Raw genomic sequence first — 14,483 nt, forward strand, 5'->3', positions numbered from 1 at the left:
TTAAAGTATTTGTTACATGAATCAGCGAAATGTGTGAAGCGTAGCGCCCTTATCAAAATTTTTAATTATCCCGAGTACGTTGCATAAAGGATGAGCAAAATGAAAAAAATCGGTGTTGTTCTCAGCGGATCAGGCGTTTATGACGGATCGGAGATCCATGAAGCGGTCATCACCCTACTGGCGATCGCTCGCGAAGGCGCTGAGGCTGTATGTTTTGCACCGGACAAGCCCCAGACCGATGTCATTAATCATCTTACGGGTGAACCGATGGGGGAAAGCAGGAACGTGCTGATCGAAGCGGCCCGAATTGCTCGCGGTGCGATCCTTCCTATCGCGCAGGCATCAATAAACGATCTGGATGCGCTGATCGTTCCTGGCGGATTTGGCGCAGCGAAAAACCTGAGCAGCTTTGCCAGTCTCGGTAGTGAAAGCGTGGTCGATCCGGATCTGAAACGACTGGCTCTGGAGATGCACCAGGCGGGGAAACCGCTCGGCTTTATGTGCATTGCGCCTGCGATGCTGCCAAAAATCTTTGCTTTCCCGCTGCGTCTGACGATTGGTACGGATATCGATACCGCTGAAGTACTGGAAGATATGGGGGCTGAACACGTGCCTTGCCCTGTCGACGACATTGTGGTCGATGAGGACAACAAAGTGGTGACCACGCCTGCGTATATGCTGGCGCAGAATATTGCGGAGGCGGCCGCCGGGATCGAAAAACTGGTCTCTCGCGTTCTGGTGCTCACTGAATGAGAGGGGCGCGTGGCCCGCTAATGGCGAAAATCAAAAAGCTATTACTCCGGGTGGTGCTGGCGCTGGGCATTTTCTGGGGCGGCGGTATTCTTCTGTTCAGTTTTTTGCCGGTGCCGTTTTCAGCCGTGATGGTCGAACGGCAGTTTGGGGCGTGGCTTACCGGGGATTTCGGCTATGTCGCTCACTCGGACTGGGTCGGTATGGATGAGATCTCACCCTGGGCGGCGCTGGCGGTGATTGCCGCCGAAGATCAGCGTTTCCCGGATCATTGGGGGCTGGATTTTGGCGCGATTGAAAAAGCCTTATCGCACAATGAACAGCATGAAAATCGTATTCGCGGTGCGTCAACCATTTCCCAGCAGACCATTAAAAACCTGCTGCTCTGGGACGGTAAAAGCTGGGTGCGTAAAGGCTTTGAAGCGGGATTAACGCTGATCACGGAGGCTGTCTGGACCAAGCGGCGTATTCTGACGGTCTATTTGAATATTGCTGAATTTGGCGATGGCATCTTTGGTGTGGAAGCCGCTTCGCAGCGTTACTTTCATAAACCCGCCAGCAAGTTGACGATGGCTGAGGCGGCATTGCTGGCGGCGGTATTGCCAAACCCGGTACGTTTTCGCGCGGATGCGCCCTCAGGGTATGTGCGCAGCCGTCAGGCGTGGATTATGCGCCAGATGCGTCAGCTTGGCGGAGAAGAGTTCCTGGAACGCAATAAACTGCATTGACGATACCCTCTCCATTGGGAGAGGGAAAACCCGTGCAGTCAGTCTTCATCAAACCCGGCAATAAAAAGCGCAATGACGGCCGCCAGCGCTTCTTCTTCCTGGGGGCCTGTCGCTTCTATCTCTATCTGCCGGCCCTTGGCGGAGTCCAGCATGAGTAGCGCAATCACGCTATTGGCCTCGGCTTCGGTTCCTTCGTCGTTACGCAGCAGCACCTCAGCATCAAAGCCCTGAACCAGTTCAAACAGTTTCATCGCCGGGCGGGCGTGCATACCCAGCTTATTGGTGATTTCCACAGTTTGTTTTACGGTCATGTTTTCCGTTTTTCCAGCGTACGATGACGAGACTGAACGTTTTTACCGCGCGAGCGGAAATAGTCCGCAAGTTGTTCAGCCACATAGACGGAACGGTGTTTACCGCCGGTACACCCAATCGCCACCGTTAAATAGCTGCGATTATTGGTTTCCAGCATCGGTAACCACAGTTCGAGATAACTGCGGGTCTGGTAGATAAAATTGTGCACTTCCGTATGTCTGTCAAGGAAGGCGGCAACCGGTTTATCCAGCCCGGTCATTGGGCGTAATTTCGGGTCCCAGTGCGGGTTAGGCAAGAAGCGTACGTCAAACACATAGTCGGCATCGATAGGGATACCGTGCTTAAAGCCAAAGGACTCGAACACCATCGTCAGCTCGCGCTCGCGTTTACCCAACAGGCGGGTGCGGAGCATCTCGGCGAGCTCATGAACAGACATTTCCGATGTATCGACGATGAGATCCGCGCGTGAGCGCAGTGGCTCCAGCAGATTGCTCTCTTCATCGATGGCGCTTTCCAGAGACAGGTTTTTGCTGGAAAGAGGGTGCAGACGACGCGTGTCGCTGTAGCGGCGGATCAAGGTGTTACGATCGGCATCCAGGAACAGCAGTTGCGGTGAGAAATAGTCTGGCAGGCTGCTCATCGCCTGCTCAAAAATTTCCGGGGATTCCGGCATATTACGCACATCGATGCTGACGGCGGCTGACGTCTGGCGGTCAGCCAGCGTTCTTGCCAGCTCTGGCAACAGGACGACCGGCAGGTTATCGACGCAGTAAAATCCCATGTCTTCCAGGGCGCGCAGGGCCACTGACTTACCAGAGCCCGAACGACCACTAACGATCATCAGGACCATGAGCCAATTCTCCTCAGAACCAATGACAGAAAGGCGGCTGTTGCGTTACGCATCGTCATTTTCGCCTTCTGTCAGCGTGATGATCTGATACAACTCCTCATCGCTTTGCGCTGAGCGCAGGCGGCGGCAGATGGTTTTGTCCGCCAGACGCTTGGCCACCAACGAAAGCGTATGCAGGTGGGTTTTGGTCTGATCGGCGGGAACCAGAAGCGCGAAGAGCAGATCGACTGGCTGGTTATCAATGGCATCGAAGGCGATAGGTGTTTCCAGTTGTACAAAAACACCAACGGCACGAAGAGTATCTTCTTCGAGTTTTCCGTGAGGGATGGCGATACCGTTACCAATGCCGGTACTGCCCATTTTCTCACGCGTCAGGATCGCTTCGAAGACCACTTGTGGTGGCAGGCTCAACTGCTTTGCAGCCAGTTCACTGATAATTTCCAGGGCACGTTTCTTGCTCTGGCAGTGAACGCCACTACGGGTACATTCCTGGTTAAGGACATTGCTCAATTGAAGAGCGGAATCGTTGTTCATCATAATTTCACCTAAGCGTCGCCAGTGCAGACACCCTGCCGGGTTGCGGCAGGGTGATACGCGCCAGACGAGTGCCCGGACAATTAGTGTTGTTTCAGTTTATCTTTATGTTTCGTGAGCTGCCGCGCCAGTTTATCAATTAAACCGTCGATAGCAGCATACATGTCTTGTCCTTCCGCACTTGCATGAATCTCCCCCCCGTTTACGTGCAGGGTCGCGTCCGAGATATGAGTCACTTTCTCCACTTTCAACACAACATAGACCTGATTGATCCTTTCGAAATATTGTTCGAGTTTGGCAAATTTCGCGGTGACGAATTCGCGCAGGGCCTCGGTTATCTCGACGTTATGTCCAGTGATATTAAGCTGCATAGTGTCTTCCTTATCGGTTAGGTCACACCAGCTGTTTGCGCTGATTAGACGGCGGAATGGATAAAGACTCTCGATACTTCGCAACGGTTCGCCGCGCTACCATAATACCCTGATCTGAGAGCATGGTAGTCAGCTTACTGTCACTCAACGGCTTCGCAGGATTCTCTGCGGCAATTAATTTCTTCACCAGTGCACGGATAGCCGTTGACGAGGCTTCGCCGCCGCCTTCGGTATTCACATGACTGGAGAAGAAATATTTAAGCTCAAAGATGCCACGCGGACTGTGCAGATATTTTTGGGTCGTGACACGGGAAATCGTTGATTCATGCATCTCGACGGCCTGAGCGATATCGGCCAGAACCATCGGTTTCATAAATTCTTCGCCTTGCTCGAAAAACGCCTGCTGCTGTTCAACAATGCAGCGGCTTACCCTTAACAGGGTGTCATTCCGGCTCTCAAGGCTTTTGATCAGCCATTTCGCTTCCTGCAGATTGCTGCGGATAAACTGGCTGTCGGCATCGTTACGCGCCCCACCGCACATAGCGGCGTAGTGCTGGTTGATTTGCAAACGTGGAATGCTGTCGGAGTTCAGCTCGACCGTCCAGCGCCCATTGTGCTTGCGCACCAGCACGTCAGGAATGACATATTCGGGCTCGCCGGTCTGGATTGACTGGCCAGGGCGTGGATCAAGAGACTGGATTAAATTGACCGCCTCTTTTAGCACATCTTCTTTCAGACGTGTGACGCGCATCAGCGTTCGGAAGTCATGGTTAGCGAGCAGATCCAGGTGATCACTGATGATTAAACGCGCTTCATCGCACCAGGGGGTCTCTTTGGCAAATTGAGAGAGTTGGATCAACAGGCAATCGCGCAGATCCCTGGCCGCAACACCGACCGGATCAAAACGTTGAATACGTTTCAGTACCGCTTCGACTTCATCCAGACCGATCTCTTCATCACCCATGCTTTCCAGGATGTCTTCCAGGGGAACGGTGAGATAACCCGTGTCATCAACAGCGTCGACAATGGAGGTCGCAATGGCGCGATCGGTATCCGAGAAGGGGGTGAGTTCCACCTGCCACATCAGGTAATCCTGTAGCGACTGGGTGGTCTCTCCCTGGTAAATAGGCAGTTCATCGTCAAGGTAATCGGTGCTGCTACCGGAAGGGGTGCCAGCGGTATAGATTTCGTCCCAACTGGCATCCAGGGGCAACTCTTCGGGCATCTCTTTTTGCTCAAGAGCGTCAACCGTGTCCAGCCCTTCGTTGTCCTGGGATTGTTGTGCATCCACTTCTTCGTGAAGATCGGTTTGCTCAAGCAATGGATTACTTTCCAGAGCTTGCTGGAGTTCTTGCTGAAGTTCCAACGTGGACAGTTGCAGCAGGCGAATAGCCTGTTGCAACTGTGGCGTCATGGCTAGCTGTTGGCTGAGCCTTAATTGCAAACCTTGCTTCATATTCAGAGCAGTACTCTCCGACTAAACACGTCAATAAACCCTACCCTATCAGAGTCTGAAGTCTTCCCCAAGATATACGCGCTTAACATGTTCGTCTTCAAGGATTTGCTGAGGCGTACCGTGCGCGATCAAATGCCCCTGGCTGACAATATAAGCCCGCTCACACACCGCCAACGTTTCGCGAACGTTGTGGTCGGTAATCAACACGCCAAGCCCGCTATCACGCAGATGCTCAATAATGCGTTTGATATCAATAACCGATATCGGATCAACGCCAGCAAACGGTTCATCCAGCAGGATAAATTTCGGGTTTGCGGCCAGCGCGCGAGCAATTTCGACACGACGACGTTCACCACCAGAAAGCGCCTGCCCCATATTGTCGCGCAGATGTTCAATATGAAACTCTTCCATCAGCTCGTTCGCCCGATCCACACGCTGTTCGGATGTGAGATCGTCGCGAATTTGCAGTACCGCCATGAGATTGTCAAATACGCTCAGGCGCCGGAAAATAGAGGCTTCCTGCGGCAAATAGCCGATACCGCGACGTGCCCGGGCATGTAGCGGCAGCAGACTGATATCTTCATCATCAATGATGATATTGCCCGCATCACGCGACACGATACCAACGACCATGTAGAACGTCGTGGTTTTACCTGCACCGTTAGGACCGAGCAGCCCGACAATTTCGCCTGAATTGACTGTCAGACTGACATCTTCCACCACACGACGACCTTTGTAGGCCTTGGCGAGATTCTTTGCAGTTAATGTTGCCATAACGAATTAGTTACTCTTTTTTTGCGCCGGAGCCGGAGCCGGGGTTTTATTGTTGCTCTTATCCTGCAACTGCGACGGCACCAGAACCGTCGTCACGCGTTTGCCTTTATCGCTGAAAGCCTGCATTTTCTGCTCTTTCACCAGATAGGTAATTTTGTCGCCCGTGATGTTGCTATCAAGCTGTTCAAGGTAGGCATTGCCTGTCAGGACCACGAAATCTTTTTCCAGCTCATAGTGCATCTGGGAGGCGTGGCCTTTCACAGGTTTGCCGTTATCCTGCATCTGATAAAAGGTGGCAGGATTACCGTAACCATCAATGATTTCTTTACCTTGCTGTCCGCCAGGGCGTGTTACCACAACCTTGTCGGCATTGATTTTGATGGTGCCCTGGGTCACGACAACATTACCGGTGAAGGTCACCACATTCCCCTGCATATCCAGCGCCTGCTGATCGGAGTCGATATGGATCGGTTGCTCGGTATCGCCGGTCACCGCAAGCGCCGGAAGACTGGCGGCAAAAAGGACACTGGCCAGGGCAAAATTAAGGCTGAGTTTGTTTGTTCTGAATTTCATAGGAGCTTCTAACCTTTTCAATAAGCTCGGCGTTTTTGCTGCGTAAATTGCCGCGCATTTTCAGGCCGGTGGAATTAAATGTTGTTCCGTATAACGTAACTTGATCATCAGAGGCGACATCCTGCGTGATCAGGTTTATCTGTGCATTATCCGTCGTAATTTTTCGCAGTTGAGCATCCGCGGTCAGGGCGTTGACCTCAACATGTCCGTAAAGGTAAAGCATCCGGTCATTGGTCAGCTTCGCTTTATCCGCCTTAATGGACCACTCGGGAATTTTATCTTTGTCGAAAGTTGTTAGCACCGGCTGGGTAAACCAGGTGATTGCATCAGCGGAATAATATTCAACATGCTGTGCTATCAGCCGATAGTTCAAGGCACCTTCCGGACTGTAGACTACCGTATCGGTATGCTCGCTTTTATACGTTGGGTCAGTATTGTTAACGGTCACTTGTTCTGGCTGTTCGCGATCGGCCAGGTTCACCCCAATCAGTATCAGTGCGACCAGTGACAGCACAATGATGACCCAACGTCTGGTTTTACTCATATTGATTGCCCTTTGGCCTCATCAAGCTTGCCTTGCGCCAGCAATAACAAATCACACACTTCACGAACCGCACCACGCCCGCCTGCTGTACGGGTGACATAATTCGCCCGAGGAATGAGCAACGGATGCGCATCCGCCACCGCCACGCTTAAACCGATTTCAGCCATCACAGGCCAGTCGATGAGGTCGTCTCCCACATACGCAACGTGTTCCGGCGTCAGCGAAAGTTTGCTCAATAACTCGCGATAAGCCAACAACTTATCTGATTGCCCTTGATAGAGGTGCGTAATGCCCAGCGTTTCGCAGCGGTCTTCCATCAGTTTAGCTTTTCGGCCAGTAATAATGGCAACCTCAATGTCGGACGTTAATGCACAACGGATACCGTAACCATCGCGGACGTTGAACGCTTTCAACTCTTCTCCATTATTACCCATGTAGATAGATCCATCAGATAAAACACCATCTACATCAAGAATTAACAGCTTAATTTTTTCTGCCTTCGCCATTACCTGCGTACTGACGGGTCCGTAGCATGTCGCAAGCGACGCTCCAACCTTACTCATTCTTCGATCCTTTTTCACACCACGCCCGCGCGCAGCAAATCATGCATATGTAACACACCCAGCAATTGGTCGCCATCGGCAACCAAAACAGAGGTGATATGGCGGGACTGCATCAAATTGAGCGCGTCCACCGCCAGTGTGCCAGGACGTACGCGAATACCGCCTGGCGTCATGACCTCAGCAATGCCTAAATTTCGCACATCCACGCCCATATCAAATACACGGCGCAAATCGCCATCAGTAAAAATGCCTTCGATTTTCATCAGATCGTCGCAAATAACTGTCAGGCCTAAATTCTTGCGCGTGATTTCGAGCAGGGCGTCACGCAGCGTGGCCTCTTTACTCACATGCGGAATTTCATCCCCGGTATGCATGATGTCATTGACCCGCAGCAGGAGCTTACGCCCAAGCGCACCGCCAGGGTGGGAAAGCGCAAAATCCTCTGCTGTAAAACCCCGGGCTTTCAACAGCGCGACGGCCAGGGCATCTCCCATGACCAGTGCGGCGGTAGTACTGGATGTCGGTGCCAGCCCTAATGGACAGGCTTCTTGCGGCACCTTCACGCACAGATGAATGTCAGCCGCGCGGCCCATACTGCTGTCCGGACGGCTTGTCATACAGATCAGAAAGACTTTGAGTCGTTTGAGCACAGGGATCAACGCCAGGATCTCATTCGACTCACCGGAGTTCGACAGCGCGATCACCACATCCTGCGAACCGACCATACCCAGATCGCCGTGCGCCGCTTCTCCCGGATGAACAAAGAAAGAAGAGGTCCCGGTACTGGCGAATGTTGCGGCCATTTTGCGGCCGATGTGACCGGATTTTCCCATTCCCATTACGACGACTTTGCCGCTGCAATAGAAAATTTTCTCGCAGGCCTGTGCAAAATCCTGATTGATGTATTGATCAAGCTGAGCCAGGCCTTCACGTTCAATTTGCAAAACGTCCCGGCCAGCCTGCTGAAAGTCGAAGCCCGGTTGCAGATCGATATGCGACATAAATGTGTGTCCAGTTATCCTGTCAAACGCGGCGTAACCCAGTACAGTAGTGCCAACCAGGTGATAAAACCGCCTAATAATAATGCGCCAGTTCCTTTGCCTGTCTGCTGCTTACGCCGCCAGCAGGTGAGGGCAAAAATGACGCTCACCAGTAACATCACGCCGTAATCTCGCGTAAAAGCCAGGCTGTTAAAATAACCCGGCGCTATCAGTGCGGGTAAACCCAGCACCAGCGTGATGTTGAAAATATTCGAGCCGATGATATTACCGATCGCAATATCGTCTTCTCCTTTACGTGCCCCGGCAATAGCTGTCGCCAGTTCCGGCAGTCCGGTCACAATGGCAATTACCGTCAGCCCGATGGTTAATTCGCTCATCGCGAAATAGTTTGCGACCACCGTGGCATTGTCTACGACCATACGCGTTGACATCGGCATAATGATAAGTGCAACGCCAAGCCACAAGAATGCCACTGACAGGCTGCCGCCACGCGGCAACTCTGCAACTTGTTCACGTGTTAGCGTATCGCTACCTTGCAGTTCAGCCAGACGGGCGATTTTAACAATGTATACCAGCCATAGCACGGCCAGCAGAAGTAAAAACAGGCCGTCCAGCCGGGTAAGTTGCCCGTCAAACAGGACGAACCCTGCCAGCATGCTGGTTATTAACATTAGCGGCAATTCACGGCGCAGGATATCGGAATGGACGGTAAATGGATGCAGAAGCGCAGCGAGTCCAAGAATCAACAGAATATTGGTGATATTAGAGCCGAGGGCCGTACCCAGCGCCAGATCAAGCTGACCATGCATGGCGGCAGCAACGGAGACAATCATCTCCGGAAGAGAGGTGCCGATACTCACCACTGTCATCCCAATGAGTAACGGTGGAACGCCCAGACTGCGGCATAAAATCGAGGCGGCGAATACCAATCGGTCAGCGCTGTATACCACTAACAGTAAACCAATAATTAACAGCGCCGTCGCTAAAAGCATCTAAAGTCCTTTCTTGAGGTATAATCTGCCGGTCCGCAGGCTGCGATTGCCGGGGAAAACCGGGAATTTTAAGCGGCGTAGAGAATTCTTAATTTTGACTTTATGCGGCTCAAAAGTAAAACAAATGCCAGCTTTCGCTAACTCATACGGGTAATATTCTGTAAAAATGGTGGGTTCTTGCTGTTATCCGGCATCATGCTTAGACCCAATCAAGGCTTATAAGGAAGAAAGAATGAGCCAGACTGTGGCGAATCTGGTCGATATCCGTGGCGTGAGTTTCTCCCGTGGAAGTCGGCGTATTTTCGACAATATCTCGCTGACGGTGCCGCGCGGTAAAATCACCGCCATCATGGGTCCGTCCGGGATTGGTAAAACAACGTTGCTTCGTCTTATTGGTGGACAGATACCGCCAGACGCGGGTGAGATCCTCTTTGACGGCGAGAATATCCCCGAGATGAGTCGCTCCCGGCTGTTTACCGTGCGTAAACGGATGAGCATGTTGTTCCAGTCCGGCGCATTATTTACTGATATGACCGTGTTCGATAATGTCGCCTATCCGCTGCGCGAACATACGAACTTACCGGCTGCGTTGCTGAAAAGTACGGTCATGATGAAACTGGAGGCGGTAGGGCTGCGCGGTGCGGCAAAACTCATGCCTTCTGAACTTTCTGGCGGGATGGCGCGTCGTGCGGCGCTGGCAAGGGCTATCGCGCTGGAACCTGATTTAATCATGTTCGACGAACCTTTTGTCGGCCAGGATCCTATTACCATGGGTGTGCTGGTGAAGCTTATCTCTGAACTGAATAGCGCGCTGGGCGTAACCTGTGTTGTCGTCTCCCATGACGTGCCGGAAGTGCTGAGCATCGCCGACTATGCGTATATAGTTGCAGACCGGAAAATTGTGGCGCAGGGCAGCGCGCAAGGCTTGCAAGAAAACGCCGACCCTCGTGTCCGTCAGTTCCTCGACGGCATTGCCGACGGACCCGTGCCGTTCCGCTATCCCGCAGGTCAATATCAATCCGATTTATTTGAGACAGGGAGTTAAGCCACTCATGTTGTTACATGCACTGGCGTCGCTTGGACATCGCGGGATTAAGACGATCGCGACGTTTGGCCGCGCTGGTTTAATGCTCTTCAACGCGCTGGTCGGTAAGCCGGAATTTGGCAAACACGCGCCGTTGCTGGTGCGCCAACTCTATAATGTGGGTGTCCTGTCGATGCTCATTATTATCGTGTCCGGCGTCTTTATCGGCATGGTGCTTGGCTTGCAGGGTTATCTGGTGCTGACGACCTACAGCGCGGAAACCAGTCTGGGTATGCTGGTGGCACTCTCCTTGTTGCGTGAGCTGGGGCCCGTTGTCGCTGCGCTGCTTTATGCAGGGCGTGCGGGGTCTGCACTGACTGCGGAAATTGGCCTGATGCGCGCGACTGAGCAACTTTCAAGCCTTGAAATGATGGCTGTTGACCCACTGCGGCGCGTGATTTCCCCTCGCTTTTGGGCGGGTGTTATCTCCTTGCCATTGCTGACGATTATCTTCGTTGCAGTTGGTATCTGGGGCGGCTCGCTGGTGGGTGTGAACTGGAAAGGAATCGACTCAGGGTTCTTCTGGTCGGCGATGCAAAATGCCGTCGACTGGCGACTGGATCTGGTGAACTGTCTGATTAAGAGCGTCGTCTTTGCTATCACTGTAACCTGGATTGCTTTATTTAATGGTTACGACGCGATCCCGACTTCTGCTGGGATCAGTCGGGCAACGACGCGTACCGTTGTGCACTCTTCACTGGCCGTTCTTGGTCTGGATTTTGTGCTCACCGCATTGATGTTTGGGAATTGAGTTCATGCAAACGAAAAAAAGTGAAATTTGGGTAGGCATTTTTCTGTTACTGGCGCTGCTGGCGGGGCTGTTTATCTGCCTGAAAGCGGCCGATGTCGCCTCTATGCGCACCGAACCGACGTATCGCGTGTACGCAACCTTCGACAACATTGGCGGTCTGAAAGCACGCTCGCCGGTCCGTATTGGTGGCGTAGTGGTTGGCCGTGTTGCGGATATTGAACTTGATCCGAAAACCTATCTGCCGCGCGTCGCGATGGATATCGAAGAACGTTATAACCAGATTCCGGATACAAGTTCGCTGGCTATTCGCACGTCAGGTTTGCTGGGTGAGCAATATTTGGCTTTGAACATAGGTTTTGAGGATCCTGAGCTGGGAACTTCTATGCTTAAAGAAGGCAGCACAATCCAGGATACGAAATCCGCCATGGTGCTTGAGGACCTGATCGGACAATTCCTTTACAACAGTAAAGGCAGTGACAATAAGAATTCTGGCGATGCGCAGTCAAAACCGCAGGATGATACTTCCAGCGCACCGTCTGCTGGTAAGACGAATTAACGAGGAGAGTTGACGCATGTTTAAACGTCTATTAATGGTTGCCATGCTGGTTATCGCGCCACTTGGGCTCGCCAACGCGGCGGAGCAAGCTAATCCGTACAAAGCAATGCAGGAAGCGGCAAAGAAAACATTTGATCGCCTCAAAAATGAGCAGCCGAAGATTCGCGCGAATCCTGATTATTTACGTGATGTGGTTGACCAGGAATTACTGCCATACGTCCAGATTAAATATGCCGGTGCTCTGGTACTGGGGCGTTACTATAAAGACGCAACCCCTGCGCAGCGCGAAGCCTACTTCGCTGCTTTCCGTGAATATCTGAAACAGGCCTATGGCCAGGCGCTGGCAATGTACCACGGTCAGACATACGAGATTGCCCCGGAGCAACCGCTGGGTGATGCCACGATCGTGCCGATCCGTGTGACCATTATCGATCCTAACGGTCGTCCGCCAGTGCGTCTGGACTTTCAGTGGCGCAAAAACACGCAGTCCGGTAACTGGCAGGCGTATGACATGATTGCCGAAGGGGTGAGCATGATCACCACTAAGCAAAATGAATGGAGCGACCTGTTGCGCACCAAAGGTATCGATGGTCTGACCGCGCAGTTGCAGTCCATTTCTCACCAGAAAATTACTCTGGACCAGAAGAAATAATGACGCCGCAATTAAGCTGGGTGCGTGAAGGTGAACGGCTGGTGTTGCAGGGCGAGCTCGATCAGGATGTGCTGAATCCTCTGTGGAATGCTCGTCAGGAGGCAATGAAAGGGACAACCTGCATCGATCTTCACGCCGTATCGCGCGTTGATACTGCTGGTGTGGCGCTATTAATTCACCTGATTGCTCAGGGGAAAATTCAGGGTCACCAAGTTTCACTCGAAGGGATCAGCGAGAATTTGCAGACGCTTGCAGCATTATATAATTTGCCTGCAGACGTATTGCCTCGCTAATTTTTTCAGTACGTTACTCTTTAAAGCCTCGTTTGGTATACCAACGGGGCTTTTTGCTTATTTAAGACCGCCTCACTTTCCTCTAAGATGTGGGGCTGTTTTCACTATCAGATGAAATTAACGCCCATGGAAAATCATGAAATTCAGACAGTGCTGATGAACGCACTCTCTCTCCAGGAAGCCCACGTCACTGGCGACGGCAGTCACTTTCAGGTTATTGCTGTGGGTGAGATTTTTGACGGCATGAGCCGGGTCAAAAAACAGCAGGCCGTGTATGGCCCATTAGCGGAATATATAGCGGACAACCGCATTCACGCACTCTCGATCAAAGCGTATACCCCGCAAGAGTGGGCACGCGATCGCAAACTAAACGGTTTTTGAGCTACGGGTATTACGCCCGCAGCGCGTGTGAATTCTTAACAGAGATCAGATGAATGGATAAGTTTCGTGTACAGGGGCCAACCCGGCTCCAGGGCGAAGTCACAATTTCAGGTGCTAAAAACGCCGCGTTACCGATCCTTTTTGCCGCACTGCTGGCAGAAGAACCGGTAGAGATCCGCAACGTTCCGAAACTGAAAGACATTGATACCACCATGAAGCTGCTGAGCCAGCTGGGTACCAAAGTTGAACGCAACGGTTCAGTCTGGATCGATGCGAGCAAGGTTAACGTATTCTGCGCACCTTACGATCTGGTCAAAACCATGCGTGCCTCTATCTGGGCGCTGGGACCACTGGTCGCGCGTTTTGGTCAGGGACAGGTTTCCTTACCGGGGGGCTGTGCCATTGGCGCGCGTCCGGTAGATCTGCATATCACGGGTCTGGAACAGCTTGGTGCAGAAATTAAGCTGGAAGAAGGTTATGTCAAAGCGAGCGTTAATGGTCGCCTGAAAGGCGCGCATATCGTCATGGATAAGGTCAGCGTTGGCGCGACCGTCACCATCATGACGGCGGCAACCCTGGCTGAGGGGACAACTATCATCGAAAACGCCGCGCGTGAGCCGGAAATCGTTGATACTGCGAACTTCCTCAATGCGCTGGGGGCGAAAATCAGCGGTCAGGGTACCGACCGTGTCACCATTGAAGGCGTTGAGCGTCTGGGCGGCGGTGTCTATCGTGTGCTGCCGGACCGCATTGAAACAGGCACCTTCCTGGTAGCTGCCGCAATCTCTGGTGGCAAAATCATCTGCCGTAACGCGAAACCCGATACCCTTGACGCCGTGCTGGCTAAGCTGCGCGAAGCCGGTGCGGAAATCGAAGTGGGCGACGACTGGGTAAGCCTGGATATGCATGGTAAGCGTCCGAAGGCCGTCAACGTGCGCACTGCGCCGCACCCGGCGTTCCCGACAGACATGCAGGCACAGTTCACATTGCTGAACCTGGTTGCGGAAGGCACGGGTGTGATCACCGAGACGATCTTCGAAAACCGTTTTATGCACATCCCGGAACTGATTCGTATGGGCGCGCATGCGGAAATCGAAAGCAACACCGCGATTTGTCACGGCGTTGAAAAACTCTCCGGCGCGCAAGTGATGGCGACCGACCTGCGCGCGTCTGCAAGCCTCGTGCTGGCGGGTTGTATCGCGGAAGGGACGACAATCGTGGATCGTATTTACCATATCGATCGCGGTTACGAACGCATTGAAGACAAGCTGAGTGCGCTGGGCGCCCATATTGAGCGCGTAAAAGGCGAATAATCTCT

20 protein-coding genes are annotated in these 14,483 nt (G+C 52.6%); 9 read left to right on the plus strand and 11 right to left on the minus strand.

Annotation, left to right across the window (positions count from 1 at the left end; translation table 11 throughout):
• Window positions 1–99: 99 nt before the first annotated feature.
• Window positions 100–753 (plus strand): isoprenoid biosynthesis glyoxalase ElbB, encoded by a 654-nt coding sequence (gene elbB, locus MRY16398_RS02860; RefSeq protein WP_039077444.1) that lies wholly within the window; start codon window positions 100–102, stop codon window positions 751–753.
• A gap of 20 nt (window positions 754–773) precedes the next feature.
• Window positions 774–1,478, plus strand: coding sequence for a monofunctional biosynthetic peptidoglycan transglycosylase (mtgA, locus tag MRY16398_RS02865; protein ID WP_223886948.1), 705 nt, complete (start codon window positions 774–776; stop codon window positions 1,476–1,478).
• A 38-nt stretch (window positions 1,479–1,516) separates the two neighbouring features.
• Here the strand turns inward: mtgA and npr are convergent, their stop codons facing one another.
• The 11 genes from npr to MRY16398_RS02920 all read right to left on the minus strand — a co-directional run bounded on the left by npr (window position 1,517) and on the right by MRY16398_RS02920 (window position 9,448).
• Window positions 1,517–1,789, minus strand: coding sequence for a PTS phosphocarrier protein NPr (gene npr, locus MRY16398_RS02870; protein WP_039077446.1), 273 nt, complete (start codon window positions 1,787–1,789; stop codon window positions 1,517–1,519).
• A complete protein-coding gene (gene rapZ, locus MRY16398_RS02875) occupies window positions 1,786–2,640 on the minus strand; it encodes an RNase adapter RapZ (protein ID WP_039077447.1) in 855 nt (284 codons plus the stop codon). Before rapZ ends, npr begins: the two co-directional genes overlap by 4 nt.
• Window positions 2,641–2,685: 45 nt before the next feature.
• Window positions 2,686–3,177 carry a PTS IIA-like nitrogen regulatory protein PtsN gene (ptsN, locus tag MRY16398_RS02880; RefSeq protein WP_039077448.1) on the minus strand — a complete coding sequence of 164 codons (492 nt, stop codon included), beginning with the start codon at window positions 3,175–3,177 and terminating at the stop codon, window positions 2,686–2,688.
• An 80-nt stretch (window positions 3,178–3,257) separates the two neighbouring features.
• Window positions 3,258–3,545 (minus strand): ribosome hibernation promoting factor, encoded by a 288-nt coding sequence (gene hpf, locus MRY16398_RS02885; RefSeq protein ID WP_039077449.1) that lies wholly within the window; start codon window positions 3,543–3,545, stop codon window positions 3,258–3,260.
• A 22-nt stretch (window positions 3,546–3,567) separates the two neighbouring features.
• On the minus strand, window positions 3,568–5,001 hold the full coding sequence (rpoN, locus tag MRY16398_RS02890) for an RNA polymerase factor sigma-54 (protein ID WP_071194438.1): 1,434 nt from the start codon (window positions 4,999–5,001) through the stop codon (window positions 3,568–3,570).
• Window positions 5,002–5,049: 48 nt separating this feature from the next.
• On the minus strand, window positions 5,050–5,775 hold the full coding sequence (gene lptB / locus MRY16398_RS02895) for an LPS export ABC transporter ATP-binding protein (RefSeq protein ID WP_039077451.1): 726 nt from the start codon (window positions 5,773–5,775) through the stop codon (window positions 5,050–5,052).
• Window positions 5,776–5,781: 6 nt separating this feature from the next.
• Entirely contained in the window at window positions 5,782–6,348 is a 567-nt protein-coding gene (gene lptA / locus MRY16398_RS02900; protein WP_071194439.1) for a lipopolysaccharide ABC transporter substrate-binding protein LptA, read from the minus strand.
• Complete coding sequence (gene lptC / locus MRY16398_RS02905) at window positions 6,317–6,892, minus strand: LPS export ABC transporter periplasmic protein LptC (protein ID WP_039077453.1); 576 nt, start codon at window positions 6,890–6,892, stop codon at window positions 6,317–6,319. The genes lptA and lptC overlap by 32 nt, the downstream gene beginning before the upstream one ends.
• Window positions 6,889–7,455 carry a 3-deoxy-manno-octulosonate-8-phosphatase KdsC gene (gene kdsC, locus MRY16398_RS02910; protein WP_039077454.1) on the minus strand — a complete coding sequence of 189 codons (567 nt, stop codon included), beginning with the start codon at window positions 7,453–7,455 and terminating at the stop codon, window positions 6,889–6,891. Before kdsC ends, lptC begins: the two co-directional genes overlap by 4 nt.
• A 14-nt stretch (window positions 7,456–7,469) precedes the next feature.
• Complete coding sequence (gene kdsD / locus MRY16398_RS02915) at window positions 7,470–8,456, minus strand: arabinose-5-phosphate isomerase KdsD (RefSeq protein WP_039077455.1); 987 nt, start codon at window positions 8,454–8,456, stop codon at window positions 7,470–7,472.
• A 14-nt stretch (window positions 8,457–8,470) separates the two neighbouring features.
• On the minus strand, window positions 8,471–9,448 hold the full coding sequence (locus tag MRY16398_RS02920) for a calcium/sodium antiporter (RefSeq protein ID WP_125123812.1): 978 nt from the start codon (window positions 9,446–9,448) through the stop codon (window positions 8,471–8,473).
• Between the two features lie 232 nt (window positions 9,449–9,680).
• Between MRY16398_RS02920 and mlaF the strand changes: the two genes are divergently transcribed.
• The 7 genes from mlaF (at window position 9,681) to murA (ending at window position 14,478) form a co-directional block, all read left to right on the plus strand.
• Window positions 9,681–10,493 carry a phospholipid ABC transporter ATP-binding protein MlaF gene (mlaF, locus tag MRY16398_RS02925; protein ID WP_108700569.1) on the plus strand — a complete coding sequence of 271 codons (813 nt, stop codon included), beginning with the start codon at window positions 9,681–9,683 and terminating at the stop codon, window positions 10,491–10,493.
• 7 nt (window positions 10,494–10,500) lie between these two features.
• Window positions 10,501–11,283 carry a lipid asymmetry maintenance ABC transporter permease subunit MlaE gene (gene mlaE, locus MRY16398_RS02930; protein WP_039077458.1) on the plus strand — a complete coding sequence of 261 codons (783 nt, stop codon included), beginning with the start codon at window positions 10,501–10,503 and terminating at the stop codon, window positions 11,281–11,283.
• Window positions 11,284–11,287: 4 nt separating this feature from the next.
• Window positions 11,288–11,839, plus strand: a complete 552-nt coding sequence (gene mlaD / locus MRY16398_RS02935) for an outer membrane lipid asymmetry maintenance protein MlaD (protein ID WP_039077459.1) — start codon at window positions 11,288–11,290, stop codon at window positions 11,837–11,839.
• A 16-nt stretch (window positions 11,840–11,855) separates the two neighbouring features.
• Window positions 11,856–12,491, plus strand: coding sequence for a phospholipid-binding protein MlaC (gene mlaC, locus MRY16398_RS02940; RefSeq protein ID WP_039077460.1), 636 nt, complete (start codon window positions 11,856–11,858; stop codon window positions 12,489–12,491).
• On the plus strand, window positions 12,491–12,784 hold the full coding sequence (gene mlaB, locus MRY16398_RS02945) for a lipid asymmetry maintenance protein MlaB (RefSeq protein WP_039077461.1): 294 nt from the start codon (window positions 12,491–12,493) through the stop codon (window positions 12,782–12,784). Before mlaC ends, mlaB begins: the two co-directional genes overlap by 1 nt.
• A 126-nt stretch (window positions 12,785–12,910) precedes the next feature.
• A complete protein-coding gene (gene ibaG, locus MRY16398_RS02950) occupies window positions 12,911–13,165 on the plus strand; it encodes a BolA family iron metabolism protein IbaG (protein WP_039077462.1) in 255 nt (84 codons plus the stop codon).
• Window positions 13,166–13,218: 53 nt separating this feature from the next.
• Entirely contained in the window at window positions 13,219–14,478 is a 1,260-nt protein-coding gene (gene murA, locus MRY16398_RS02955) for a UDP-N-acetylglucosamine 1-carboxyvinyltransferase (protein WP_110295872.1), read from the plus strand.
• Window positions 14,479–14,483: the final 5 nt, after the last annotated feature.

Origin of the sequence: Phytobacter sp. MRY16-398, from assembly GCF_003925915.1 — a bacterium.
GTDB classification, from domain to species: domain Bacteria; phylum Pseudomonadota; class Gammaproteobacteria; order Enterobacterales; family Enterobacteriaceae; genus Phytobacter; species Phytobacter diazotrophicus.